This is a genomic window from Streptomyces sp. YIM 121038, assembly GCF_006088715.1.
Classification (GTDB): Bacteria; Actinomycetota; Actinomycetes; order Streptomycetales; family Streptomycetaceae; genus Streptomyces.
Window position 1 is genome coordinate 2,539,912 of the sequence record NZ_CP030771.1, and the last position, 25,012, is coordinate 2,564,923.

Genomic DNA, 25,012 nt, shown 5'->3' on the forward strand with positions numbered 1-25,012 from the left:
CCGGATGAGCGCCGCGAGGACAGTGGCCGCGCGGTACGGGAGATTCACATGAGGGGGGTGAGGAAGCGGCGCAGCGCCTCTTCGTAGCGGGCGGGGTCGGCGTTCCACATGGCTCCGTGGGGCGCATCCGGAACCGTGTGCAGGGTCACGAGGTCGGGGCGCGCCGCGGCCAGGCTCCGGGACAGGTCCCAGGGGGCGACGGTGTCGCCGGGGCCGTGCGCGAGAAGCGTGGGCACCCGCAGCGCGCCGGGGTCCGCGCTCTTCACGACGCGGTCGCCGCGCAGTCCGGTGCGGCCCTGCGCGGCGCGCACGGCGAGCGGCAGGAGCGGGGCGGGGATGCCGCGCGCGGTGGCGAGGGCCCGCAGCGTGACCTCCCAGTCGAGCACCGGCGAGTCCAGGACGAGCCCCGCCACGCGATCGCGCAGCGCGGAGTGCGCGGCGGCGTGCAGGGCCATGGCGGCGCCGGTGGACCAGCCGTGCAGGACGACGCTCCGGGCGCCGTAGCGCACGGCGTAGCGGATGGCGGCGTCGAGGTCGCGCCACTCGGTCTCGCCGAGGTGGCCGAGGCCGTCCGTGGCGCGCGGGGCGCCCGGGTCGCCGCGGTAGCCCAGGCCGAGGACCGGAAGGCGCTGCGCGCGCAGGAAGTCCAGGACGACCATGGGGTGCGCGCGGGTGGTGCCGAGGCCGTGCACGGCGATGACCCAGGTGTCGCGGGTGCCGGGCACGAACCACGCGGGCAGCGCGCCGAGTTCTCCGGGGATCTCCACGTCGGCGTGGTCGATGCCGAGGGCGGAGCGGGGGTCGCCGAGGTGGACCTGCGGGGTGAGCCAGACCTTGGCGCCGGGCTCCAGGGTGCCGTGGGTGACCCGTTCCAGGCGGCGTACGACGGTGTCGGCCGGATGGGGGGCCGTCTCGACGACCGGGCCGACGACGGCGTGGCAGTCGGGGCCCGTCAGGCCGTAGACGCCGGGGCGCAGGGACGCCAGGGAGCGGGTCAGGGCGACCTGGCCCGCCGCGGTGGCGTGCACGGTCAGGCGCCGCTCCGTGGGCAGGGGGCGGTCCGCCGGGGTCTTGAGGGCGGCGTCGCTGGCGTAGCGGCCCGCCGCGATCGCCGTCAGGGCGGCCGTGGTGGCGGCGGTTACGGCTGCGGCCGTTGCTTTGGCTGGGCGCACGGGTCCAGTGTCTGCGGGGGTGGGCGGTGCGGCCAGTGGGCGTGGCCCTCACGGGTGCGCCCCCGGGCTCGCCCCGGTTCCTCCCCCGGCACCGGGGTGCCGGTGCGTCGGCGCTGCGCGCCTCGTCGTCAAGCGCCGGACGGGCCCCCCTCGCGCTGTCCGTAGGTGCTCAGTTTCCGGCCCGCCTCGCTCACCTGGTCAGGGGACAGGAGGGACGGCGTGAGGCCCGGCACCGAACGGGCCGTCAGCCACACGTGGCACATCCACTCCAGCTGGGCCGTGCGGTCGTAGGCCTGGGTGAGGGTGTCTCCGTAGGCGACCGTGCCGTGGTTCTGCAGGAGGCAGGCCGTGCGGTCGCGCAGGGCGTGGAGCATGTGCGCGGCCAGCTCGTCGGTGCCGTAGAGGGCGTAGGGGGCGACGCGGACCGGGCCGCCGAGGGCGCCGGTCATGTAGTGGACGGCCGGGAGCTCGGGGACGAGCGTGGAGACGGCGGTGGCGTGGACGGCGTGGGTGTGGACGACGGCGCCCGCACCGGTGGCGCGGTAGATCTCCAGGTGCATGGGCAGCTCGCTGGTGGGGCTCAGCGTGCCGAAGAGCCGCTTGCCGTCCAGGTCGACGCCGACCGCGTCGGCCGGGCCGAGGGCGTCGTAGGCGACACCGCTCGGCGTGACGAGGACGGTGTCCCCGACGCGTACGGAGACGTTGCCCGAGGTGCCCACGACGAGGCCTTCGGACACCGTCCTGCGCGCGGTCGCCACCAGCTCGTCCCAGGCACGGGCGACCTCCTCCCGCGCCGCGCCGCCCGCCGTGCCCCGCCCCTGCTCCTGTCGCTGCTCCTGTCGCTGCTCAGTCATGCCGCGATCCTGCCAGGCGGCGGCCGGGAAGGGACCGGTCCCGCAGCGGTCGCTCGTCCGCGAACACCCCGGCCCATGCGCCTCTTTGAACCGGTTCACCCCGCTCGACACGCTTGGCTGACGATTGAACGTTCTTAGGTGAATCTTCCAGTAGCCTCTGGGTGATTTGTCACACACGTCGCCATCTGGGGGAAGAATGGCCCGTGCTCACACACCGTCCCGCCGTCGCGCACACGCTCTCGCCGCATCCGTCGCGGCCCTGGCGATCGGCGGGACAGTGCTCACCGAAGTGCCGGCGTCGGCGGCGGGCGAGCCGCGGGGACACGACGTGTCCTCGCACCAGAAGAACGTCGACTGGCCGGGGGCGAAGGCCAAGGGCGCGCGCTTCGTCTATGTGAAGGCCACCGAGTCCCACACCTACCGCAATCCCTACTTCCGTCAGCAGTACGACGGCTCCCGCGCGGCCGGGCTCCTGCGCGGCGCGTACCACTTCGCCCTGCCGAACCGGTCGTCCGGCGCGACGCAGGCGGCGTACTTCCTGCGCAACGGCGGGCAGTGGACGGCCGACGGCTGGACGCTGCCGCCCGCCCTCGACATCGAGCACAATCCCTACGGGGACCGGAAGTGCTACGGCCTGAGCAAGGCCCGCATGGTCGCCTGGATCAAGGCCTTCAGCGACGAGGTCAGGCGCCGCTCCGGCCGCACGCCCGTGATCTACACGACCACGAAGTGGTGGAACGACTGCACCGGCGCGAGCCGCGCCTTCGGCGGGCACCCGCTGTGGCTCGCCCGCTGGTCGGCCGCGCCCGAGCCGCTGCCGAGCGGCTGGTCGTCCTGGACCTTCTGGCAGTACGCCGACCGCGGCCCGCTGCCGGGTGACCAGAATCTCTTCGGCGGGTCGACGGCACAGCTCAAGCGGTTCGCGCGGGGCTGAGCACGCCCCCTCCGGAAGCCCCTCGGACGGCCTAATTCCGGGCCCGCGCCGGGCCCTCGCCGCTCCTCCGGCGCGCCTGCCGGTGTATGCCGGAAGGACGTGGCGCGGCAGCTTCCCCGGGAGGGTCACCACCAGGCCCTGTCCAGTTCACTTTCCGTTCACTCAGGTTGCCTACGGTCCACGAGCCACTGACGTCCAACAGAAGCCTGGGTAAATGGAAAACATCACGCTTCTCCTCGGGATCGTGATCGTCACCGCTCTCGTGTTCGATTTCACGAACGGTTTCCACGACACAGCCAACGCGATGGCCACGACCATCTCGACAGGCGCTCTCAAGCCCAAGACGGCGGTGGCCATGTCCGCCGTGCTGAATCTCGTCGGAGCGTTCCTCTCCGTCGAAGTCGCCAAGACCATCTCCGGCGGCATCATCAATGAGGACGGCCTCAAGACAGAGGTCATATTCGCCGCCCTCGTGGGCGCGATCCTCTGGAACCTGCTGACCTGGCTCCTGGGGCTGCCGTCCAGCTCCTCGCACGCCCTGTTCGGCGGTCTGATCGGCGCCGCCGTGATGTCCATGGGCTGGTCGTCGGTGAACGGCGGCACGGTCGTCACCAAGGTGCTGCTCCCCGCGATCGCCGCCCCGCTCGTGGCCGGCATCGCCGCCTCGCTCGCCACCCGGCTCACGTACCGGATCAGCAGCAGGACGGACGAGAAGGCGACGTCGAAGGGCTACCGCGCCGGGCAGATCGCCTCGGCGGGCCTCGTCTCGCTCGCCCACGGCACGAACGACGCGCAGAAGACCATGGGCATCATCACCCTCGCCCTGATCACCGGCGGCGTCCTGAACCCCGGCGCGAACCCCCCGATGTGGGTCATCGTCTCCGCGGGCATCGCCATCGCGCTCGGCACCTACCTCGGCGGCTGGCGGATCATCCGCACCATGGGCAAGGGCCTCACCGAGCTGGCCCCGCCGCAGGGCTTCGCCGCGCAGACCTCCGCCGCGACCGCGATCCTCGCCTCCTCGCACATCGGCTTCTCCCTCTCCACCACCCAGGTGTGCTCCGGCGCCGTGATGGGCGCGGGCCTCGGCCGCAAGGGCGGCGTGGTCCGCTGGTCCACCGCCACCCGGATGTTCGTGGCGTGGGGCCTGACGCTGCCCGCCGCGGGCCTGGTCGGCGCGGGCGCCGAGCTGCTCACCAAGCAGGGCGACTGGGGCGTCGCGGCCACGGCCGCGCTGCTCATCGGCGGCTCCGCCGTCATCTGGTCCCTCTCGCGCCGCGAGCCGGTCGACCACACCAACGTCACGGCCGACGAGATCGGCGGCTCCGCCCGGGACACCGAGCCCGCGGGTGTCGTGACCACCGCGATCGCCGCGGTCACGCCGCCCCCGGCCGGCCCGCTCACCGCGGCCGCCGTGGCCGTCGAGCCGTCCGAGAACACCGCGCCCGTGGCGGACCCCGCCCGGCCCGCCACGGTCTAAGGAAGCAGCAGCATGAAGATCGACTGGGCAGCTCTCGGCTCCGTCTTCGGGGTCAGCCTCGTGGTGACCGTCGCCCTCGTGGGCCTGTTCACGCTCGGCATCGTCGGCCTCTCCAAGCAGGAGCAGGCACGCACGGCCGGGGGCGGCGGCGCCGCGCTCGCCCCGCGCGTGGGCGCGTACGCCTGCTTCGCGCTGTGCGCGGCCGCGGTGGCGTACGGGATCTATCTGATCGTCGCCTGACGGCGGTCCGCGCGACGACGACGAGGGGGCGGCGCCCGGTGAGCTCACCGGGCGCCGCCCCCTCGCTCCGTCCGTTCCGTCTGTTCCGTCGCAGGTCAACCGCGAGTTGACGGGCGCTGAGCGGCATGGTGGACTGCCGGGGCCAACTACGGCGGCAGCAGAGGAAGTCCGGTGCGAATCCGGCGCGGTCCCGCCACTGTCACCGGCCGGGCGCCGACCGCGCCCTCCCGGAAGCCAGGAACTCTCGCCGTCTGTCACGTCGAACCAGGGCGCGGACACCCTGAGTGAGGACACATCGCCATGCGCGGCCGACCGCCGTTCCCTGCCAGGGCTCCCTTCGGGTCGAGCGTTCCCCTGGGCGTTCCGTTCGGCGCTCGGCGCGAGACGGCGGGCTGAACCGATGCGTGCTGCCGATCGCGACTTCGCGTACGGCGCCGCCGCCGGACTCCTCGGTGACCTGCTGCTCGGCGACCCCCGCCGAGGGCATCCGGTCGCCGCGTTCGGGCGGGCGGCCGGAGCCGTCGAACGCGTCCTGTGGCGCGACCACCGGGGCTCGGGCGTACTGCACACCGTCGTGTGCGCCGGGGGCGCCGTCGCCGTGGGAGCCCTCGCCTCGCGCGCCGCGCGCCGCTCGCGCGCCGCGTCCGTCGGTCTGACGGCCGCCGCGACCTGGGCCGTCGTCGGGGGCACCTCGCTCGGCCGGGAGGCGCGGGCCATCGGCGGCGCGCTGGCCGCCGGGGACGTGGACGTCGCCCGGGAGCGCCTTCCCCATCTGTGCGGCCGTGACCCCGAGGCCCTGGACGCCGACGGAATCGCGCGGGCCGTCGTGGAGTCCGTCGCCGAGAACACCTCCGACGCCGTCGTGGGCGCCCTCGTGTGGGGCGCCGTGGCGGGCGTGCCGGGGCTCGTCGGGTTCCGGGCCGTCAACACGCTGGACGCGATGGTCGGGCACCGCTCGGCCAGGTACCTGCGGTACGGCTGGGCCTCCGCGCGGCTCGACGACGTCGCGGGGTGGCCGGGGGCCCGGCTCACCGGGCTGCTCGCCGTCGCCGCCGGGGGCGCGCCCCGGCGGGCCCTGCGCGCCTGGCGGAGTGACGCGCGCCTGCATCCGAGCCCCAACGCCGGGGTGGTCGAGGCCTCCTTCGCGGGGGCCCTGGGGGTGCGGCTCGGGGGAACGCTGTCGTATGCGGGGCGCGTCGAGGAGCGGCCCGTGCTGAACGAGGAGGGGCGGAGCGTGGTCGTGGACGACATCGAGCGGGCCGTGCGGCTGTCACGGCGGGTGAGCTGGCTCGCGCTCGGCGTGTCCGTCGGCACGCACCTGGTGCGGGCACGGGGAAGGAAGAAGGGGTGGGCCCTGTGAGCGGCGGGCTGCTCGTCGCCGGTACGACCTCCGACGCGGGGAAGAGCGTCGTCACCGCGGGGATCTGCCGGTGGCTCTCCCGCAAGGGGGTCTCCGTCGCGCCGTTCAAGGCGCAGAACATGTCGCTGAACTCCTTCGTGACCCGCGAGGGCGCCGAGATCGGGCGGGCGCAGGCCATGCAGGCGCAGGCCGCCCGGGTCGAGCCCTCGGTCCTGATGAACCCGGTGCTGCTCAAGCCGGGCGGCGAGAAGTCGAGCCAGGTCGTCCTCATGGGCAAGCCGGTGGGCGAGATGAGCGCGCGCGGCTACCACGAATACAGGGGCGGCGCGGAGCGCTCCGAACAAGGGTGGCGGCGGGAGACGGGCGGGCGGCAGCAGGCGCTGCTCGACACCGTCGTGGGATGCCTGGAGGAGTTGCGGGGCACGTATGACGCCGTGATCTGTGAGGGGGCGGGCAGTCCCGCCGAGATCAATCTGCGCCGCACCGACATCGTGAACATGGGGATCGCGCGGGCCGCCCGCTTCCCCGTGGTCGTCGTCGGCGACATCGACCGCGGGGGCGTCTTCGCCTCCTTCTTCGGGACCGTCGCGCTGCTCGGCCCCGCCGACCAGGAGCTGGTGGCGGGCTTCCTCGTCAACAAGTTCCGCGGTGACGTGTCGCTGCTCGAACCGGGCCTCGACATGCTGCGCGGGCTCACCGGGCGGGACACCTTCGGCGTGCTGCCGTTCCGGCACGGGCTCGGGATCGACGAGGAGGACGGGCTGCGGGTGTCGCTGCGCGGCGCCGTCCGGGAGTCCGCCGTCGCGCCGCCGCTCGGCGAGGACGTGCTGCGCGTCGCCGTGTGCGCCGTGCCGCTGATGTCGAACTTCACCGACGTGGACGCGCTCGCCGCCGAACCCGGCGTCGTGGTGCGGTTCGTGGACCGGGCCGAGGAGCTCGCCGACGCCGACCTCGTCGTCGTCCCGGGAACGCGCGGCACCGTGCAGGCCCTGGCGTGGCTGCGCGAGCGCGGGCTCGCGGACGCGCTCGCGCGCCGGGCCGCCGAGGGGCGGCCCGTGCTCGGCATCTGCGGCGGCTTCCAGGTGCTCGGCGAGCGCATCGAGGACGACGTGGAGTCCCGCGCGGGGTCCGTGGACGGGCTCGGACTGCTGCCCGTGCGCGTGCGGTTCGCGCGCGAGAAGACCCTGGCGCGGCCCGTCGGTCAGGCCCTCGGCGAGCCCGTCGAGGGGTACGAGATCCACCACGGCGTCGCCGAGGTCCTCGGGGGCGAGCCCTTCTTGGACGGGTGTCGCGTCGGCGAGGTGTGGGGCACGCACTGGCACGGGTCCCTGGAGAGCGACGCGTTCCGGCGGCGCTTCCTCACCGAGGTGGCCCGCGCGGCCGGGCGCCGCTTCGTGCCCGCGCCGGACACGAGTTTCGGTGCCCTGCGCGAGGAGCAGCTGGATCTGCTGGGCGACCTGATCGAGGAGAGCGCGGACACGGACGCGTTGTTGGAACTGATCGAGAACGGGGCGCCGGAGAACTTGCCGTTCGTGCCACCGGGGGCGCCCGCATGACGATCCGGCCCCGTACCGAACGAGCCCCGCATGCGCGGGGAGCACAGCAGCAGTTCGACGAGGTGATCGTGCAGGAGTGGACCATCCCCGCAGCAGTGGGGAACACTCGCTCATGCTGTGCGCCACGCCTCCTTCGCTGCACGACTACCGGCATGAATCGCACGAAGGAGTGATCCGCGTATGAGCACCCCCTACCCGTTCACCGCTGTCGTCGGCCAGGACGATCTGAGGCTCGCCCTCCTACTCAACGCCGTATCGCCCCAGGTAGGCGGCGTCCTTGTCCGTGGCGAGAAGGGCACGGCGAAGAGCACGGCCGTCAGAGCCCTATCGGCTCTGCTGCCCGAGGTCAGCATCGTGGCCGACTGCCGCTTCTCCTGCGATCCCGTCGCGCCCGACCCCGCGTGCCCGGACGGGCCGCACGAGCCCGGGACCGGTGCCGCGCGGGCCGCGCGCATGGTGGAGCTGCCCGTCGGTGCGTCCGAGGACCGGCTCGTCGGGTCCCTCGATATCGAGCGAGCCCTCGCGGAAGGCGTCAAGGCCTTCGAACCCGGGCTGCTGGCCTCGGCGAACCGCGGCATCTTGTACGTGGATGAGGTCAATCTGCTGCACGACCATCTGATCGACCTCTTGCTCGACGCCGCCGCCATGGGCGCCTCGTACGTGGAGCGCGAGGGCGTCTCCGTGCGGCACGCCGCCCGGTTCCTGCTCGTCGGGACCATGAACCCCGAAGAGGGCGAGCTGCGGCCGCAGTTGCTCGACCGGTTCGGGCTCACCGTGGAGGTCGCCGCGTCCCGCGAGCCCGACCAGCGCGTGGAGGTAGTGAAGCGGCGGCTGGCGTACGACGACGACCCGGAGGGGTTCGCGGGGCGCTGGGCCGAGGACGAGGCGGCGGTGCGGGCGCGCATCGTGGCCGCGCGGGCGCTGCTTCCGAGGGTGCGGCTCGGCGACGGCGTGCTGCGGCAGATCGCGGCGACCTGCGCGGCGTTCGAGGTCGACGGCATGCGCGCGGACATCGTGATGGCCCGCACGGCGACGGCGCTGGCCGCCTGGGCGGGGCGCGAGGACGTGCTCGCCGAGGACGTGCGGCAGGCCGCGCTGCTCGCGCTGCCGCACCGGCGGCGGCGCAACCCGTTCGACGCGCCCGGCCTCGACGAGGACAAGCTCGACGAGACCCTGGACGAGTTCGGCGACGACCACGACGGCGGTGACGACGACCCGGGCCCCGACGGCGGTGGTGGCGGTGGCGTGCCGCCGCAGGACCAGGGGCCCGACGCGCCCGCCGACGGCGGCGCGCCCGCTCCGGGCGAGGCCTCCGACGGCGGGCAGCCGCAGGGCACGGGCGCCGCGGAGCAGCAGCCGGTGCGGGCGGCCGAGCCGTTCCGCACGAAGGTCCTGAGCGTGCCCGGCCTCGGGGACGGCGCGGCCGGGCGGCGCTCGCGGGCGCGCACCGAGCACGGCAGGACGACCGGGTCGCGGCGGCCCCGCGGGACCCTGACGAAGCTGCACCTGGCGGCGACCGTGCAGGCCGCGGCGCCGCACCAGCGGGCGCGCGGCCGGGCCGGGCGCGGCCTCGTCGTGCGCAGGGACGACCTCAGGCAGGCCACCCGCGAGGGGCGCGAGGGCAACCTCGTGCTGTTCGTCGTGGACGCCTCCGGGTCGATGGCGGCGCGCAAGCGGATGGGCGCCGTGAAGGGCGCCGTGCTCTCGCTGCTGCTCGACGCCTACCAGCGGCGGGACAAGGTGGGCCTGGTGACGTTCCGGGGCTCGGCCGCCGATGTGGCGCTGCCGCCCACGTCGTCCGTGGACGCCGCCGCCGCGCGTCTGGAGTCCCTGCCCACGGGCGGGCGTACGCCGCTCGCGACCGGGCTGCTCAAGGCCCACGAGGTGCTGCGGATCGAGCGGCTGCGGGATCCGGCGCGGCGCCCCCTCGTCGTGGTCGTCACGGACGGGCGGGCCACCGGAGGGCCCGAACCCGTGGCGCTCGCCGGGCGGGCCGCCCGGCTCTTCGCGGCCGAGGGGGTCGCGTCGGTGGTCGTGGACTGCGAGGCGGGTCCGGTGCGCCTGGGGCTCGCCGGGCAGCTCGCCGGTGAACTGGGCGGCACGGCCGTCACGTTGGACGAACTGCGGGCGGACAGCATCGCCGGTCTCGTACGGAACGTGCGGGCGGGTAACGAGAGGAAGGTCGCGTAATGCCGAAGGGGCAGCCGAACGTGGTGCCGGAGGACGGCCTGACGACGCGTCAGCGCCGGAACCGGCCGTTGGTGATGGTGCACACGGGCGTCGGCAAGGGGAAGTCCACGGCCGCGTTCGGGATGGCGCTGCGCGCCTGGAACCAGGGCTGGCCGGTGGGGGTGTTCCAGTTCGTCAAGTCGGCGAAGTGGAAGGTCGGCGAGGAGAACGCGCTGAAGGTCCTCGGGGCCAGCGGCGAGGGCGGGCGCGTCGACTGGCACAAGATGGGCGAGGGCTGGTCGTGGATCCAGCGGGAGCCCGCCGCGGGCGAGCCGAGCCACGAGGAGAAGGCGCGCGAGGGCTGGGAGCAGGTCAAGCGGGACCTGGCGGCCGAGACGTACAAGTTCTACGTCCTCGACGAGTTCGCGTACCTGTTGCACTGGGGGTGGGTGGACGTGGACGAGGTCGTGGCGGTCCTGCGCGACCGGCCCGGCACCCAGCACGTGGTGATCACGGGGCGCAACGCCCCGGAGAAGCTGGTCGGGTACGCCGACCTCGTCACCGACATGTCCAAGGTCAAGCACCCGATGGACGCCGGTCAGAAGGGCCAGCGGGGCATCGAGTGGTAGCACGTGTCGTCATCGCGGCGCCGTCCTCCGGAAGCGGGAAGACGACCGTCGCGACCGGGCTCATGGCCGCCTTCACCGAGGCGGGGCTCGCCGTCTCGCCGCACAAGGTCGGGCCCGACTACATCGACCCCGGGTACCACGCGCTCGCCACCGGGCGGCCGGGGCGCAACCTCGACGCCTATCTGTGCGGCCCGGACCTGGTGGGGCCGCTGTTCGCGCACGGCTCCGCGGGGTGCGACCTCGCGGTCGTCGAGGGCGTGATGGGGATGTTCGACGGGGCGGCGGGGCAGGGTGAGCTCGCCTCCACCGCGCACGTCGCCAAGCTCCTTCGCGCGCCGGTCGTCCTCGTCGTGGACGCCTCCTCGCAGTCCCGGTCGGTGGCCGCGCTCGTGCACGGCTTCGCGTCCTGGGACCCCGAGGTGCGCCTCGGCGGGGTGATCCTCAACAAGGTGGGCTCCGCGCGCCACGAGGAGCTGCTGCGCGAGGCGCTGGACTCCTCCGGGGTGCCGGTGCTCGGCGCCCTGCGGCGGGCCCCCCAGGTGCGGGCGCCGTCCCGGCACCTGGGTCTCGTGCCGGTCGCCGAGCGGCAGGCCGAGGCCGTGGCGTCCGTGGCGGCCCTCGCCGAGCAGGTGCGGCAGGGCTGTGACCTGGAGGGGATCCTGGCGCTCGCGCGGAGCGCGGGGGTCTGGTCCGGGGACGCCTGGGACCCCGGGGCCGGTGCCGTCCCGGACAGGCCCGCCGGGCGGCCCGTGGTCGCCGTGGCGGGCGGGGCCGCGTTCACGTTCTCGTACGCCGAGCACGCCGAGCTGCTCACGGCCGCCGGGGCCGACGTCGTCGGCTTCGACCCGCTTCGCGACGAGCGGCTGCCCGAGGGGACCGCGGGCCTCGTCATCGGGGGCGGGTTCCCCGAGGTGTACGCGCCGGAGCTGTCCGCCAACGAGCCGCTGCGCAAGGCCGTGGCCGGGCTGGCGGAGAGCGGGGCACCGGTCGCCGCCGAGTGCGCGGGGCTGCTGTACCTCACCCGGGAGCTGGACGGAAAGCCGATGTGCGGGGTCCTCGACGCCCGGGCGCGGATGGCGGAGCGCCTGACGCTGGGCTACCGGGAGGCGGTGGCGGTGTCCGACAGCGTGCTCGCCCCGGCGGGGACGCGGACGCGCGGCCACGAGTTCCACCGCACCGTGGTCGAACCGGGCGCGGGCCCGGCGCCCGCGTGGGGTCTGCACGCCCCCGAGCGGCGGGTCGAGGGCTTCGTACAGCGGGGAGTCCACGCCAGCTATCTGCACACGCACTGGGCCGCCGAGCCGGGCATCGCCCGCCGGTTCGTGGAGAGGTGCGCCGCGGGATGAGCCGGGGCGGGCCGGGGCGGGCGGCCGTGCCGGTGCCGGGCGGCTCACTCCGCCAGGCCGACCACCAGCCAGATGAACCCGGCGCCCGCCACCGTGCACAGCAGCGTGGAGCGCGCCGGGTGGTCGTGGTGCGCCTCCGGCAGGATCTCGGCGGCGGCGAGGTACAGGAGCGCGCCGCCGAAGAAGCCGAGATATCCGCCGAGCAGTTGCTCCGGAATGGTGAACAGGAGCGTGGAGGCCGCGCCCACGACGGGGGCGACGGCGTCCGCGAAGAGCATCGCCACGGCCCGGCGGCGGGCGTTCCCGTACAGCTTCGTGATCGTGTACGTGTTGAAGCCGTCGGCGAAGTCGTGGGCGATGACGGCGAGCGCCACGGCCGCGCCCATGCCCCCGCCCACCTGGAAGGCCGCGCCGATCGCGACGCCGTCCATGACGCTGTGCCCGACCATCGCGGCCGCCGCCGTCAGCCCCACCTCGGGCACCCGCCCGTCGTGCTCCTCGCCGCCGTGCGCCGCCTGCCGCAGCGCGAGCAGGCGCTCCACGACGTGCGCGAGCAGGAAGCCCGCGACCGCGAGGAGCAGCGCCGCGGGCACCCCGAAGACCGGCCCGCCCGCCGCCTCCAGTGCCTCCGGCAGCAGGTCGAGCCCGACCACGCCGAGCATCAGGCCGCCCGCGAGGCCGAGCACCAGATGGCGCCGGTCGGTGACCCGCCCCGCCGTCCAGCCGCCTACCAGGGTCATCACGAACGCGCCGAGCGCCACGAACACCGCCATGCGCCCTTGCTAGCCGATCGGCCCGGCGACCGCTAACCGGTCCCGCGCCGCGCCACCCGAGCGGCCGCATCCACCCGCGACCGCCTTCACCACGAGCCTTCACCACGAGCCTTCACCACGAGAGGAGCCCCCATGGCCGACCGCCCGGCGGACCGCGCCCCCGCGCCCGGTGACCGGGCTCCCGCGCCGCGGCCGCCCGCCGTCGTCGTGGGGGTCGGCGCAGGCCGGGGCGTCCCGGCCGACGAGGTTCTCGGCCTCGTACGGGAGTGTCTGCGCGACGCGGGCCTCTCGCCGCTGTCCGTACGGGAGTTGGCGACCGTCGACGCCAAAGGGGACGAGCCCGGCGTCGTCGGGGCCGCGGCGCGGCTCGGGGTGCCGCTGGTGACGTACCCGGCGCCCGAGCTGGCCCGCGTCGCGGTGCCGAACCCGTCCGGCGCGCCGCTCGCCGCCGCCGGTACGCCGTCCGTGGCGGAGGCCGCGGCCCTCGCCCGGGGCGGGGAACTCCTGGTCGCCAAGCGGAAGTCGGCGAGGGCGACGTGCGCGGTGGCGCGGGCGCGCCCGGAACCGGGGCCCGCGCCACCGCCGACACCCCCTTTCACGCCCCCTCCCCCTCCCTCTCCCTCTCCCTCTCCCTCTTCCATTCCGACTCCGACTCCGACTCCGACGAAAGGCACCGTCATCACGGCCATGGACTTGAGCACGGACACCACGGCGGCCGGGGCCGCGGGCGGCGACGTCGACCTGCGGCACCACGGCGACGCGGAGGTGCGCGGGCGGGACGACCTCGTCGACCTGGCCGTCAACGTCCGCTCCGACACGCCTCCTTCCTGGCTGAAGCAGCACATCGCCGCCTCCCTCGACGGCCTCGCCGCCTACCCCGACGGCCGGGCGGCGCGGGCCGCCGTGGCGGCGCGGCACGGGGTGGAGCCGGAGCGGGTGCTGCTCACGGCGGGCGCCGCCGAGGCCTTCGTGCTGCTCGCGCGGGCGCTGCCGGTGCGGCGGCCGGTGGTGGTGCATCCGCAGTTCACGGAGCCGGAGGCCGCGCTGCGGGACGCCGGGCACACGGTGGAGCGGGTGCTGCTGCGGGCCGCGGACGGCTTCCGGCTCGACCCGGCGGCGGTCCCCGGCGACGCGGACCTGGTCGTCGTGGGCAACCCGACCAACCCGACGTCGGTCCTGCACCCCGCCGAGGGCCTCGCCCGCCTCGCCCGCCCCGGGCGGGTGCTCGTGGTGGACGAGGCGTTCATGGACGCGGTGCCCGGTGAGCGGGAGGCCCTCGCCGGGCGCGTCGACGTGCCCGGGCTCGTGGTGCTGCGCAGCCTCACCAAGACGTGGGGCCTCGCCGGGCTGCGCATCGGGTACGTCATCGCCGCCCCGGAGACGATCAGGGCCCTGGAGCGGGCGCAGCCGCTGTGGCCGGTGTCGTCGCCCGCCCTGGCGGCGGCCGAGGCCTGTGTGGCGCCGCGCGCGCTCGCCGAGGCGGGGCATGTGGCACACCGGGTCGCCGCCGAGCGGCAGCACCTGGTGGCCGGGCTCCGGGCGCTGCCCGGGGTGGAGGTGGTGGGCCCTGCGGAGGGGCCCTTCGTCCTGGTCCGGCTTGCCGGGGCGGCGACCGTCGTACGGGAACGGCTGCGGGAGGGGGGGTTCATGGTGCGGCGCGGCGATACGTTTCCTGGGCTCGGGCCCGACTGGATGCGGGTGGCGGTGCGCGACCGCCCCACCACGGAAGCCTTCCTCCGGGCCCTCCCGGAGGCCCGGCCCCGCTGACGCGGGGGCTTTCCCACCCACCCACCCGTGACTCGGCACCGAGCAGCGCCGGGCCGGGCCGCGCTCATGGGCTGGGTGGGACATGAGGCGCCGCGCGGCGGACGGCTCGACCCGCCTCGCCTCGCCTCGGGCATGAGGTGCGGGGCGACGGACGGCCCCGCCGTGAGGCGCCCAGGAACGCCGCGGAGCGGCGGGGTTGAGGCTCAACCATGAGGTGCCCAGGAACGGGCGGGCGGGCGGGAAAGAAACGCCGCGGAGCGGCGCGGTTGAGGCTCAACCATGAGGTGCCCAGGAATGGGCGGGTGGGTGGGAAAGGCCAGCCGCGGAGCGGCGGGGGGGCAGGGCCCGGCCCCCAGGTGCCGAGCACCAAGGGAGGCACCCGCCCCGCCAGGGCGGAAGGGGACGCCGCCGCCAGGCCGAGGCCCCGGTTCAGGGCGCCCCCGCCAGAGTCAGCGGCGACGGGTGTAGGCCAGCACCCCACCCCCCGCCAGGAGCAGCACCACCGCCCCGCCGGCCACGTAGGGCGTCATGGAGGACCCCCCGGTCTCCGCGAGGTCCTCGGTCTGCTTGGGCGCCTCCCGCCGCGCGCTGACGGGCTCGGCGGGCTTGCCGCCCTGCGGCTCGGGCAGCGGCTTGGCCCCGGGGCCGGGGGCCTCGCAGGTCGCCCCCGCCAGGGTCACCGCCCCCTTGACCGCGGCGACGCCGAGCTTCAGCGGGTCGACGGACACCTGGAGCCGGAGCGCGGTCGCGGCGGCCGTACGGGACGTGGTGCGGGTCGACGAGAGGTCGAGGCGGACCTCGCCGACGCCGGGGACGGACACCTGGGTCGTGCCCGCAGACTTGACGCTGACCTTCTTGCCGAGGACGGTCACGCCGCCGAGGAACGTCGAGGAGGCGACGGGCCGTTTGCCCGCCGTGCACACGGCCTTGGAGGTGACCTGGTCGACCTCCACCAGCGGGAGCAGCGGCAGGCCGGGCACGTGCACCTTGGCGCGGGCGACGTTGCTGTAGCCCTGGGCGGTGCCGCCCTTGACGGTGGCGCGCGCGGTGGCGACGTCGGCCCGGAGCACGCTGAACGGCTGCCCGCCCTCGACGCCGTCGAGCTTCGCGGTGAGGGTGGTCCTGCTGGCGCTCGCGGGCGCGCTCACCTCGTTCAGGGTGACGTTGAGCGGCGCCCGTACGGTCTTGTTGAGCAGGGAGACCTCGAGGCCGGTGCGGAGCACGACGGCCCCGGCGCGGCCGCCTCGGCGGTCGTCCGTCGCGTGCGCGGTGCCCGCGGTGCCGAGCGCCGCGGGACCGGCGGCGACCACGGTGGCGGCGGCGAGCGCGCCGATGCGGCGCGTGGGCAGGCGGCGGAAGGCGTTGCTGGTCAAGGTGGTGGAACCCCCACATGAGTCATGAAGGCGCCGCCGCGCACGCCACACGGGGACATCGCGTGCGCGGGGCGCCACTGATGCCGGTGTGCGCCGGGAGGCGCCGCCGACTCCGGCATCTTTACGCACTGAGAGTGAACGGGCAGCAACCTGGCGTGAGTTCACTCCATCGGGAGGTTTCCGCCCCTGCTTTCGAATCGGCTGACACGGACGTTCCCCCGAGCCCCCCGCATCACGGCGGCCCGCCGGGCACGGAGCCCGGCGGAAGGCGGCGGAACCGAGACCAACGACCCCGCCGCCCCATCCGTCACCGTCCGTCAACAGCGCGTGCGGTTCCGGTACTTCACCCGGTGCCGTCAGCCCACGACCCGGCCGTCGAGCACCACGCGCCGGGGCGCCGTGAGCACGCGTACGTCGGCCCGCGGGTCGGCCTCGTACACGACGAGGTCGCCGGGCGCCCCCTCGACGAGTCCGGGGCGCCCCAGCCAGGCCCGCGCGCCCCAGGTCGTGGCGGCGAGGGCGTCGACGGCGGGGATGCCCGCCTTGGTGAGTTCGGCGACCTCGCCGCCGATCAGGCCGTGCGCGAGGGAGCCCCCGGCGTCGGTGCCCGCGTACACCGGCACCCCGGCGTCGTACGCGGCCCGGACGGTGTCGTAGCGGCGCTCGTGGAGGCGGCGCATATGGGCCGCCCACCGGGGGAACTTCTTCTCGCCACCGGCGGCGAGCTGCGGGAACGTCGCGATGTTCACGAGGGTCGGGACGATCGCGACACCTCGCTCGGCGAACAGCGGGATGGTGTCCTCGGTCAGGCCCGTCGCGTGCTCGACGCAGTCGATGCCCGCCTCGACGAGGTCGCGCAGCGAGTCCTCGGCGAAGCAGTGCGCGGTGACGCGGGCGCCGAGCCGGTGCGCCTCGGCGATCGCCTCCCGCACGGCGCCGCGCGGCCAGCACGCCGTGAGGTCGCCCGCCTCGCGGTCGATCCAGTCGCCGACGAGCTTGACCCAGCCGTCGCCGCGGCGGGCCTCCCGCGCGACGTACGCGGCCAGGTCGCCGGGCTCGACCTCGTGCGCGTAGTTGCGGATGTAGCGGCGGGTGCGGGCGATGTGGCGGCCCGCCCGGATGATCTTCGGCAGGTCCTCGCGGTCGTCGATCCAGCGGGTGTCGGACGGCGAGCCCGCGTCGCGCAGGAGCAGCGCGCCCGCGTCGCGTTCGGTGAGCGCCTGCTTCTCGGCCTCCTCGGCCGGGACGGCGCCGTGGGCGTCGAGGCCGACGTGGCAGTGCGCGTCGACGAGGCCGGGCAGCGCCCAGCCCTGGACCGTCACGGCGTCCCGCGCGGCGGGGCGTTCGAACGTCACCCGCCCGCCGACCACCCACAGCTCGTCCCGTACGTCCTCGGGCCCGACGAGCACCCGCCCCTTCACGTGCAGCACCGCGTGATCGCTCATGGACAGCAGCTTAGGAGGCGTAGGACCTGACCGGACGGGCTCGGTAGGCTCGGTCGGACCATCCCGTCCCGACGCAGCCCGAAGTGAGCCGAAGCACCATGACACACCCCCTTCTCGACCTGGCGCCGCTGAGCGCCGCGCACTTCGCCGCCATCGAGGACCGCGTCGCCCGGCTCCTGGACACCCGGCAGGACGTGGTGATCACGCAGGGCGAGGCGCTCCTTCCGCTGGAGGGCTGCATCCGGGGCGCCGCGCGGCCCGGCACCACCGCCCTCAACGTGATCACGGGCCCGTACGGGCAGACCTTCGGCGACTGGCTGCGCGACTGTGGGGCGACGGTGGTCGACCTGGCGGTGCCCTTCCACACGGCGGTCACCGCCGCGCAGGTCGAGGAGGCCTTCGCCGCGCACCCCGAGATCGACTTCGTGTCCCTCGTGCACGCCGAGGCGGCGACCGGCAACACCAACCCGGTCGCGGAGATCGGCGAGGTCGTGCGCGCGCACGGCGCCCTGTTCATGCTGGACGCCGTCGCCTCCGTGGCGGCCGAGCCGCTGCTTCCGGACGCGTGGGGCGTGGACCTGTGCGTGATCGGCGCGCAGAAGGCCATGGGCGGGCCCGCGGGCGTGTCCGCGGTGTCGGTGAGCGAGCGGGCCTGGGATCGGATCGCCGCCAACCCGCAGGCCCCGCGCCGCTCGTACCTGTCGCTGCTCGACTGGAAGCAGCGCTGGATCGACGGCGGCCGCAAGGCGCTCCTGCACGCGCCCGCGCAGTTGGAGATGCTCGCCCTGGAGGCGTGCCTGGAGCGGATCGAGTCGGAGGGCCTGGACGCGCTGATGGCGCGGCACACGACGGCCGCAGCGGCGACGCGGGCGGGCGCGGTGGCCCTCGGCGGGGGCCTGGAGCCGTACGTCCACGAGGCCCGGGACGCGGCGCCCGTCGCCACGACGCTGCGCGCGCCGCGCGGGGTCGACGCGGCCGAGCTGGTGGCCAGGTCCCTCGCGGCCGACCCGGTGCTTCCGCTGGTCACGGGCGGTGGCGCGCTGGCCAAGGAGATGATCCGGGTCAACCACTACGGTCCGGACGCCACGCGCGGCGTGGTGCACGCCTCCCTCGCCGCCCTCGGCGCCGCGATGGGCGAGCTCGGGCTCGCCGTGGACCTGGAGGGGGCCCGCCGCGCCGTCACCGAGGCCTGGCAGGCCTAGCCGCCGCCCGCCGCGCTCCCCGTCCACCCGCCGCCCGCTCCGGGCCGGGTGGGTGGGGAATTTTCTTATCCGAGGTATAGCGGGACGCTTTTCAGGCCCCTTTAACTCTGCCTTCATGAATTCCTTAAGAGAACAGCTTCCCGTATTCGTCTGCCCGCTTTCCCCACTCCTAAACACTAGGGTTTCGTCAGCGTAAATCGGCGCAATGCGACGCTGTGACGCACTCCACATCACGCCCGATTGGTCTGAAATAACCAGGGCAAATCGGCATATAGCTCAGGCGACTCATGCGGGCGTACGCGCCTGCGTGATAACACATGGAAGTCCGCCATGTAACCCCTTCCCCCGATGCAATCCCAGAAATTGCTCGGTAAATTCAATCCGCATGACCGCTGCACAAGCCGATCTACCGACCGACCTGCAAGCGAATTTCCTCGGAATGCCCGACGGACTGCGACTCGACACTCCGGACGTCGCCGACGGCGCCGCGATCTGGCGCATCGCCCGCGACTCGAAGGTCCTCGACCTCAACTCCTCGTACAGCTATCTGCTGTGGTGCCGCGACTTCGCGGCGACGTCCGTCGTGGCCCGGGACGCCGACGGCGAGCCGGTCGGCTTCGTCACCGGCTACGTCCGCCCGGACGCGCCGCGCACCCTCGTGGTCTGGCAGGCGGCCGTCGACCACGCGCACCGCGGCCGCGGTCTCGCCGCCGCGCTGCTCGACGGGCTGACCGCGAAGGTCGTCGGGACGCGCGGGATCACCACCGTGGAGACGACCATCACGCCGGGCAACACCGCGTCCGAGCGCCTGTTCTCCTCGTACGCCCGGCGGCACGGCGCCGGTGTCGAGCGCACGGTCCTGTTCGACGCGGCCCACTTCCCCGCCGAGGACGGCGGCCACGACCCCGAAGTCCTGCACGTCATCGGGCCGTTGGCCCCCTGAGCCGACCGGGCCCGCAGCACCGCCCGCCCCCGCTTGCCCCCCTCACTCCCGCACGCCCCTTCATCTCCCAGGAGATTCGCTGTGACCATCACCCCGCCGGACCTGAGCGTCTTCGAGACCCTTGAGTCGGAGGTGCGCAGCTACTGCCGCGGTTGGCCCACCGTCTTCGACCGCGCGCAGGGCAGCCGCATGTACGACGAGGACGGCCACGAGTACCTCGACTTCTTCGCCGGTGCCGGGTCGCTCAACTACGGGCACAACAACCCCGTCCTGAAACGGGCGCTGCTCGACTACCTGGAGCGCGACGGCGTCACGCACGGCCTCGACATGTCGACGACCGCCAAGCGCGCCTTCCTGGAGTCGTTCCAGAACCTGGTCCTTCGCCCGCGCGACCTGCCGTACAAGGTCATGTTCCCGGGCCCGACGGGCACCAACGCGGTGGAGTCCGCGCTGAAGCTGGCCCGCAAGGTCAAGGGCCGCGAGTCGATCGTGTCGTTCACGAACGCCTTCCACGGCATGTCGCTCGGCTCGCTCGCGGTCACCGGCAACGCCTTCAAGCGGGCGGGCGCCGGAATCCCGCTGGTGCACGGCACGCCGATGCCCTTCGACCACTACCTGGACGGCAAGGTCCCCGACTTCCTGTGGTTCGAGCGGCTCCTGGAGGACCAGGGCTCGGGCCTGAACAAGCCCGCCGCCGTGATCGTGGAGACCGTGCAGGGCGAGGGCGGCATCAACGTGGCGCGCGCCGAGTGGCTGCGCGCCCTCGAAGCCCTCTGCCGCCGCCAGGACATGCTCCTGATCGTCGACGACATCCAGATGGGCTGCGGCCGCACCGGTGCGTTCTTCTCCTTCGAGGAAGCGGGCATCTCGCCGGACATCGTCACGGTCTCCAAGTCCATCAGCGGCTACGGCCTGCCGATGGCGCTGACCCTCTTCAAGCCGGAGCTCGACGTCTGGGAGCCGGGCGAGCACAACGGCACCTTCCGCGGCAACAACCCGGCGTTCGTGACGGCCGCCGCCGCGCTGCAGACGTACTGGTCCGACGGGCCCGCGATGGAGAAGCAGACCCGCGCCCGCGGCGAGCAGGTCGAGCAGACGCTCGTCGCGCTCGTCGACGAACACCGCGCCGACATCGTGGAGTACCGGGGCCGCGGCCTGGTGTGGGGCATCGAGTTCCGCGACAAGGAGCGCGCCACCGCCGTGGCCCGGCGCGCCTTCGAGCTCGGTCTGCTCATCGAGACCTCGGGCCCCGAGAGCGAGGTCGTCAAGCTCCTGCCGGCCCTGACCATCACGGCCGACGAGCTCGACGAGGGCCTGCGCACCCTGACCCGCGCCGTCCGCGAGACGGCCTGACCCCCCTCGTACGACCACCGAACTCGTACGACCAGCAAGAAAGGCAACGACTCACCGTGATCGTCCGCTCGTTCAAGGACATCGAAGGCACCGACCGGCACGTGAAGGCCAAGTCGGGCACCTGGGAGAGCAAGCGCATCCTGCTCGCCAAGGAGCGCGTCGGCTTCTCGCTGCACGAGACCATCCTGTACGCGGGTACGGAGACCGCCATGTGGTACGCGAACCACGTGGAGGCCGTGGTCTGCACCCGGGGCGAGGCGGAGCTCACCGACCACACCAACGGTGAGACGTACCGCATCACCCCCGGCACCATGTACCTGCTCGACGGGCACGAGAAGCACACGCTGCGCGTCAAGGAGGACTTCCACTGCCTGTGCGTCTTCAACCCGCCGGTGACGGGCCGTGAGGACCACGACGAGAACGGCGTCTACCCGCTGCTCACCGAGCCGGACCCCGAGTAGCGCGGCGGCGCGCACCCCGACATCCCCCTACGGGCCGCAACGAGAGGAGAGGCAGGCACCACCATGACCACCGCACCCGAACGCACCGGCGATCTGTACCCGACCCGAGGCGCCGAGGAGGTGCTCGTCGAGCGCAAGGACCCCGTGGTGTGGTCCGCGCCGGGCACGCCGGGGCCGTTCACGGACGAGGACCTCGCGGGGTTCGACCGGGACGGGTTCCTCGCCGTCGAGCAGCTGCTCACGCCCGACGAGGTCGGCACGTACCACGCGGAGCTCGAACGGCTGGTCAACGACCCCGCGATGCGTGCGGACGAGCGCTCCGTCGTGGAGCCGCGGTCCCAGGAGATCCGGTCCATCTTCGAGGTGCACCGGATCAGCGAGGTCTTCGCGCGCCTGGCCGCCGACCCGCGCGTGGCGGGGCGGGCCCGGCAGATCCTCGGCTCGGACGTGTACGTCCACCAGTCGCGGATCAATGTGAAGCCGGGCTTCGGGGCCTCCGGGTTCTACTGGCACTCGGACTTCGAGACCTGGCACGCGGAGGACGGCCTGCCGAACATGCGGACCGTCTCGGTGTCGATCGCGCTCACCAGGAACCACGACACCAACGGCGGGCTCATGATCATGCCGGGCTCGCACCGGACGTTCCTTGGCTGCGCGGGCGAGACGCCGAAGGACAACTACAAGAAGTCCCTGCAGATGCAGGACGCGGGCACCCCGTCGGACGAGGCGCTGACCGGCCTCGCGGCCGAGTACGGCATCAAGCTGTTCACGGGCGCGGCGGGTTCGGCGACGTGGTTCGACTGCAACGCCATGCACGGCTCGGGCGACAACATCACGCCCTATCCGCGCTCGAACGTCTTCATCGTGTTCAACAGCGTGGAGAACGCGGCGGTGGAGCCGTTCGCGGCGCCGGTGCGGCGGCCCGAGTTCATCGGCGCGCGGGACTTCACACCGGTGAAGTGATCGCACGCGCACGCGCGGAAGGGCCCGGCACCCCACGGGATGCCGTTGGCGAATTCGGGGCTCTGCGTGACGTCGGCCTTCAAGACCTGGTTGTGGTCTTGAAGGCCGACGTTGTCGTATGGGGTGGGTGTCGATGTCGATGCGTCCGATCGGAGATGGGGAGATCCCCGCGGAGACGGTGCGGGTGGCCCAGGCGGCGTTCCCGAAGGGCAGTCTGGCGATCCGGTTGCGGGATGAGCTGGGGGTGCTGTTCCGGGACGAGCAGTTCGCGGATCTGTTCCCGTCCCGGGGCAAGCCGGCCTGGTCCCCGGGCCGGCTCGCGCTGGTGTCGGTACTCCAGTTCGCCGAGGGGCTGCCCGATCGGCAGGCGGCCCTGGCGGTGCGGGCCCGGATCGACTGGAAATACGCCCTGGGCCTGGAGCTTACCGACCCGGGCTTCGACTACTCCGTACTCAGCGAGTTCCGCACCCGGCTGGTCGAGGCGGAAGCGGGGCAGCAGGTCTTCGACCACGTCCTGGAGTCCGCCCGGAAGGCGGGAATGCTGAAGGCGCCAGGCAGGGCCCGCACCGACTCCACCCACGTACTGGCCGCGATCCGGTCGCTGAACCGGCTGGAGTTCGTCATCGAGACCCTGCGCGCTGCGCTCAACGCACTCGCCGCTGCGGCCCCCAACTGGCTGTCCGCCCACGCTGATCCGGCCTGGTTCGACCGGTATGCCACCCGGCCGGAGGACTACTGGCTGCCCTCCGGCAAGGCCAAGCGGACCGAGTTGGCCGAGCAGACCGGCCGGGACGGCATGCGCCTGCTGGCCGACGTGCACGCCGCCGGGGCGCCCGTGTGGCTGCGCGAGCTGCCCGCCGTCCAGATCCTGCGCCGGGCCTGGGTTCAGCAGTACGTGTTCGATACGGAGGGCGAGGTGCGATGGCGGGACCCAAAAGAGTGCCCGCCGGGTGCTCTTCGCCTGGTCAGCCCCTATGACACCGACGCTCGCGCGAGTGTGAAGCGGGATATCAAGTGGGACGGTTTCAAGGTCCATTTGACCGAGACCTGCGATGCGGACACGTCTCACCTGATCACGAACGTGCTGACGCAGGACGCTACCGTCCAGGACAGCACGGCCACCAACCTGGTCCACGACGCCCTCGCCGCCAGGGACCTTCTGCCCGGCGAGCATCTACTGGACGCTGGCTACATCGACGGACCCCGCATCGTCACCGCCGATCGTCAGTACGGCATCACCCTGACCGGCCCCATCCGCGGCAACACCACTGCCCAGGCCAGCGGCCCCTACAGCCAGAGCGCCTTCGCCATCGACTGGCAGAGCCAGACCGTGACCTGCCCGAACGGCAAGAACGCCACCCAATGGCGGGACAAGATCTCCGATCGTGGCGCCCCCATCATCATCGTCCGGTTCTCACCCGCTGACTGCCGCACTTGCCCCGCGCGCCCCGAGTGCGTGAGCTCACCCCGAGCCGCGAGAAGGGAAATCACCCTGCGGCCCCGGGCCGAACACGAGGCGATCCAACAGGCCCGTGCAGCCCAGGGCACTCCCGAGTGGCGGGAACGCTACGCGGCCCGCAACGGCATCGAGGGCACCCTCTCCCACGCTGTTCACACCGCCGGTCTGCGCCGGTGCCGCTACCGCGGACTCGCCAGAACCCGCCTCCAGCACCAGCTCACCGCAACCGCGATCAACCTTGCCCGCCTCGACGCCCACCTCACCGGAACACCCCTGGCCCGGACCCGCACCAGCCACTTCGCACGACTTCGCCCCGCCGACCAAACGATCGACGGGGCGAAGTAGCAGGACCCCGAATTCGCCAACGGCATCCCCCACGGTGCCGGGCCCTTCCGGTCACAGCGCCGGGTAGTCCGTGTAGCCCTTCGCGTCGCCGCCGTAGAACGTGGCGCGGTCGGGCTCGTTGAACGGGCCGCCCGTCCGCAGGCGCGCCGGCAGGTCCGGGTTGGCGAGGAACAGGGAACCGTACGACAGGAGGTCGGCCGTGCCGTCCTCGATGAGCGCCAGCTCGCCGGGCCCGGTCGGCCCCTCGGTGGCCGGGTTGAGGATGAAGGGTCCGTCGAAGCCCTTGCGCAGGGCGGTGACCAGCTCGCGGATCGGGCCGACCTCCATGACGTGCAGATAGGCCAGGCCGAGCGGGGAGAGCCGCTCGACGAGGGCGAGGTAGGTCTCGTCGGGGTCCGGCTCGTGGATGCCGTTGAGCGGGTTGCCGGGCGAGAGGCGGATGCCGGTGCGGGCCGCGCCGATCTCGGCGGCGACGGCCTTGGCGACCTCGACGGCGAAGCGGACGCGGTTCTCGACCGAGCCGCCCCACTCGTCGGTGCGCCGGTTGGAGCCCGGCGCGAGGAACTGGTGGATCAGATAGCCGTTGGCGCCGTGCAGCTCGACGCCGTCGAAGCCCGCCTCGATCGCGTTGCGCGCGGCGGTCACGAACTCGCCGACGGTGGCGCGCACCTCGTCGCCGGTCAGCTCGCGCGGGGTGACGTAGTCCTTGGGGCCCTCGTGCGTGTACACCTGGCCCTCGGCGGCTATCGGGGACGCGCCGACGGGCACGAGGCCGTCGGGCAGGAGCACCGGGTGGCCGATGCGGCCGGTGTGCATGAGCTGGGCGAAGATCCTGCCGCCCGCGGCGTGCACGGCGTCGGTGACCTTGCGCCAGCCCTCGATCTGCTCGGCGCTGTGCAGACCGGGGGTGTCGGGGTAGCCCTGGCCGACCACCGACGGCTGGACGCCCTCGGTGATGACGAGGCCCGCGGTGGCACGCTGCGCGTAGTACTCGGCGTTGAGGTCCGTCGGCACGCCGCCCGCCGCGGCCCTGCTGCGGGTCATCGGGGCCATCGCGATGCGGTTGGCCAGGGGGGTGCCGGCGAGGTCGATGGGGTCGAACGCGGTGGTCATGGCGGGCTCCAAAACATCCGTAGCTGGTCCTGGCCCCACCATTGTTGGTCGGCCAAGTAATTCAACCGGGAGCCA

The 25,012-nt window shown here is 73.6% G+C and carries 21 protein-coding genes and 1 riboswitch; of the genes, 15 read left to right on the forward strand and 6 right to left on the reverse strand.

Annotated features, from left to right (window positions below; genetic code table 11):
• Positions 1–44: 44 nt before the first annotated feature.
• Together C9F11_RS10485 and C9F11_RS10490 are read right to left on the reverse strand one after the other, a co-directional pair.
• On the reverse strand, positions 45–1,172 hold the full coding sequence (locus tag C9F11_RS10485) for a hypothetical protein (protein ID WP_138959009.1): 1,128 nt from the start codon (positions 1,170–1,172) through the stop codon (positions 45–47).
• Between the two features lie 128 nt (positions 1,173–1,300).
• Positions 1,301–2,026: a class II aldolase/adducin family protein gene (locus C9F11_RS10490; RefSeq protein ID WP_138959010.1), complete on the reverse strand. Its 726-nt coding sequence runs from the start codon at positions 2,024–2,026 to the stop codon at positions 1,301–1,303.
• 196 nt (positions 2,027–2,222) lie between these two features.
• Here C9F11_RS10490 and C9F11_RS10495 point away from each other — a divergent pair, with 196 nt between their 5' ends.
• The 8 genes from C9F11_RS10495 to C9F11_RS10530 all read left to right on the forward strand — a co-directional run bounded on the left by C9F11_RS10495 (position 2,223) and on the right by C9F11_RS10530 (position 11,740).
• Entirely contained in the window at positions 2,223–2,960 is a 738-nt protein-coding gene (locus C9F11_RS10495; protein WP_138959011.1) for a lysozyme, read from the forward strand.
• Positions 2,961–3,174: 214 nt separating this feature from the next.
• Positions 3,175–4,440, forward strand: a complete 1,266-nt coding sequence (locus tag C9F11_RS10500) for an inorganic phosphate transporter (protein WP_138959012.1) — start codon at positions 3,175–3,177, stop codon at positions 4,438–4,440.
• Between the two features lie 12 nt (positions 4,441–4,452).
• Positions 4,453–4,680 carry a hypothetical protein gene (locus tag C9F11_RS10505; protein WP_138959013.1) on the forward strand — a complete coding sequence of 76 codons (228 nt, stop codon included), beginning with the start codon at positions 4,453–4,455 and terminating at the stop codon, positions 4,678–4,680.
• A gap of 159 nt (positions 4,681–4,839) precedes the next feature.
• A riboswitch (cobalamin riboswitch) is annotated at positions 4,840–4,924 on the forward strand.
• A gap of 156 nt (positions 4,925–5,080) precedes the next feature.
• Positions 5,081–6,040 (forward strand): cobalamin biosynthesis protein, encoded by a 960-nt coding sequence (locus tag C9F11_RS10510; protein ID WP_138959014.1) that lies wholly within the window; start codon positions 5,081–5,083, stop codon positions 6,038–6,040.
• Complete coding sequence (locus tag C9F11_RS10515) at positions 6,037–7,596, forward strand: cobyric acid synthase (RefSeq protein WP_138966319.1); 1,560 nt, start codon at positions 6,037–6,039, stop codon at positions 7,594–7,596. The genes C9F11_RS10510 and C9F11_RS10515 overlap by 4 nt, the downstream gene beginning before the upstream one ends.
• A 180-nt stretch (positions 7,597–7,776) precedes the next feature.
• The gene (locus tag C9F11_RS10520) at positions 7,777–9,786 is read left to right on the forward strand and encodes a putative cobaltochelatase (RefSeq protein WP_138959015.1); all 2,010 of its coding nucleotides are present in this window, start codon (positions 7,777–7,779) and stop codon (positions 9,784–9,786) included.
• Positions 9,786–10,394 carry a cob(I)yrinic acid a,c-diamide adenosyltransferase gene (gene cobO, locus C9F11_RS10525; protein WP_138959016.1) on the forward strand — a complete coding sequence of 203 codons (609 nt, stop codon included), beginning with the start codon at positions 9,786–9,788 and terminating at the stop codon, positions 10,392–10,394. Before C9F11_RS10520 ends, cobO begins: the two co-directional genes overlap by 1 nt.
• Positions 10,388–11,740, forward strand: coding sequence for a cobyrinate a,c-diamide synthase (locus C9F11_RS10530; protein ID WP_138959017.1), 1,353 nt, complete (start codon positions 10,388–10,390; stop codon positions 11,738–11,740). The genes cobO and C9F11_RS10530 overlap by 7 nt, the downstream gene beginning before the upstream one ends.
• 44 nt (positions 11,741–11,784) lie before the next feature.
• Here C9F11_RS10530 and C9F11_RS10535 read toward each other — a convergent pair whose 3' ends face one another.
• A complete protein-coding gene (locus C9F11_RS10535; protein WP_138959018.1) occupies positions 11,785–12,513 on the reverse strand; it encodes a ZIP family metal transporter in 729 nt (242 codons plus the stop codon).
• 132 nt (positions 12,514–12,645) lie between these two features.
• Here C9F11_RS10535 and cobC point away from each other — a divergent pair, with 132 nt between their 5' ends.
• Positions 12,646–14,280: an Rv2231c family pyridoxal phosphate-dependent protein CobC gene (cobC, locus tag C9F11_RS10540; RefSeq protein ID WP_138959019.1), complete on the forward strand. Its 1,635-nt coding sequence runs from the start codon at positions 12,646–12,648 to the stop codon at positions 14,278–14,280.
• A gap of 449 nt (positions 14,281–14,729) precedes the next feature.
• Here the strand turns inward: cobC and C9F11_RS10545 are convergent, their stop codons facing one another.
• Together C9F11_RS10545 and C9F11_RS10550 are read right to left on the reverse strand one after the other, a co-directional pair.
• Positions 14,730–15,653 (reverse strand): SCO1860 family LAETG-anchored protein, encoded by a 924-nt coding sequence (locus C9F11_RS10545; protein WP_138959020.1) that lies wholly within the window; start codon positions 15,651–15,653, stop codon positions 14,730–14,732.
• A 356-nt stretch (positions 15,654–16,009) separates the two neighbouring features.
• Entirely contained in the window at positions 16,010–17,098 is a 1,089-nt protein-coding gene (locus C9F11_RS10550; protein ID WP_138959021.1) for an amidohydrolase family protein, read from the reverse strand.
• 98 nt (positions 17,099–17,196) lie between these two features.
• Between C9F11_RS10550 and C9F11_RS10555 the strand changes: the two genes are divergently transcribed.
• From C9F11_RS10555 to C9F11_RS10580, 6 genes are all read left to right on the forward strand, one after another.
• Positions 17,197–18,300, forward strand: coding sequence for an aminotransferase class V-fold PLP-dependent enzyme (locus C9F11_RS10555; RefSeq protein ID WP_138959022.1), 1,104 nt, complete (start codon positions 17,197–17,199; stop codon positions 18,298–18,300).
• A gap of 385 nt (positions 18,301–18,685) precedes the next feature.
• Positions 18,686–19,243, forward strand: coding sequence for a diaminobutyrate acetyltransferase (ectA, locus tag C9F11_RS10560; protein WP_138959023.1), 558 nt, complete (start codon positions 18,686–18,688; stop codon positions 19,241–19,243).
• An 81-nt stretch (positions 19,244–19,324) separates the two neighbouring features.
• Positions 19,325–20,596 carry a diaminobutyrate--2-oxoglutarate transaminase gene (gene ectB / locus C9F11_RS10565; RefSeq protein WP_138959024.1) on the forward strand — a complete coding sequence of 424 codons (1,272 nt, stop codon included), beginning with the start codon at positions 19,325–19,327 and terminating at the stop codon, positions 20,594–20,596.
• A gap of 56 nt (positions 20,597–20,652) precedes the next feature.
• Positions 20,653–21,057 (forward strand): ectoine synthase, encoded by a 405-nt coding sequence (locus tag C9F11_RS10570; RefSeq protein ID WP_138959025.1) that lies wholly within the window; start codon positions 20,653–20,655, stop codon positions 21,055–21,057.
• 63 nt (positions 21,058–21,120) lie between these two features.
• Positions 21,121–22,020, forward strand: coding sequence for an ectoine hydroxylase (gene thpD, locus C9F11_RS10575; RefSeq protein ID WP_138959026.1), 900 nt, complete (start codon positions 21,121–21,123; stop codon positions 22,018–22,020).
• Positions 22,021–22,153: 133 nt separating this feature from the next.
• A complete protein-coding gene (locus C9F11_RS10580; RefSeq protein WP_138958190.1) occupies positions 22,154–23,824 on the forward strand; it encodes an IS1182 family transposase in 1,671 nt (556 codons plus the stop codon).
• Positions 23,825–23,875: 51 nt separating this feature from the next.
• On the opposite strand, the gene C9F11_RS10585 is transcribed toward C9F11_RS10580, so the two are convergent.
• Positions 23,876–24,937, reverse strand: coding sequence for an alkene reductase (locus C9F11_RS10585; protein WP_138959027.1), 1,062 nt, complete (start codon positions 24,935–24,937; stop codon positions 23,876–23,878).
• Positions 24,938–25,012: the final 75 nt, after the last annotated feature.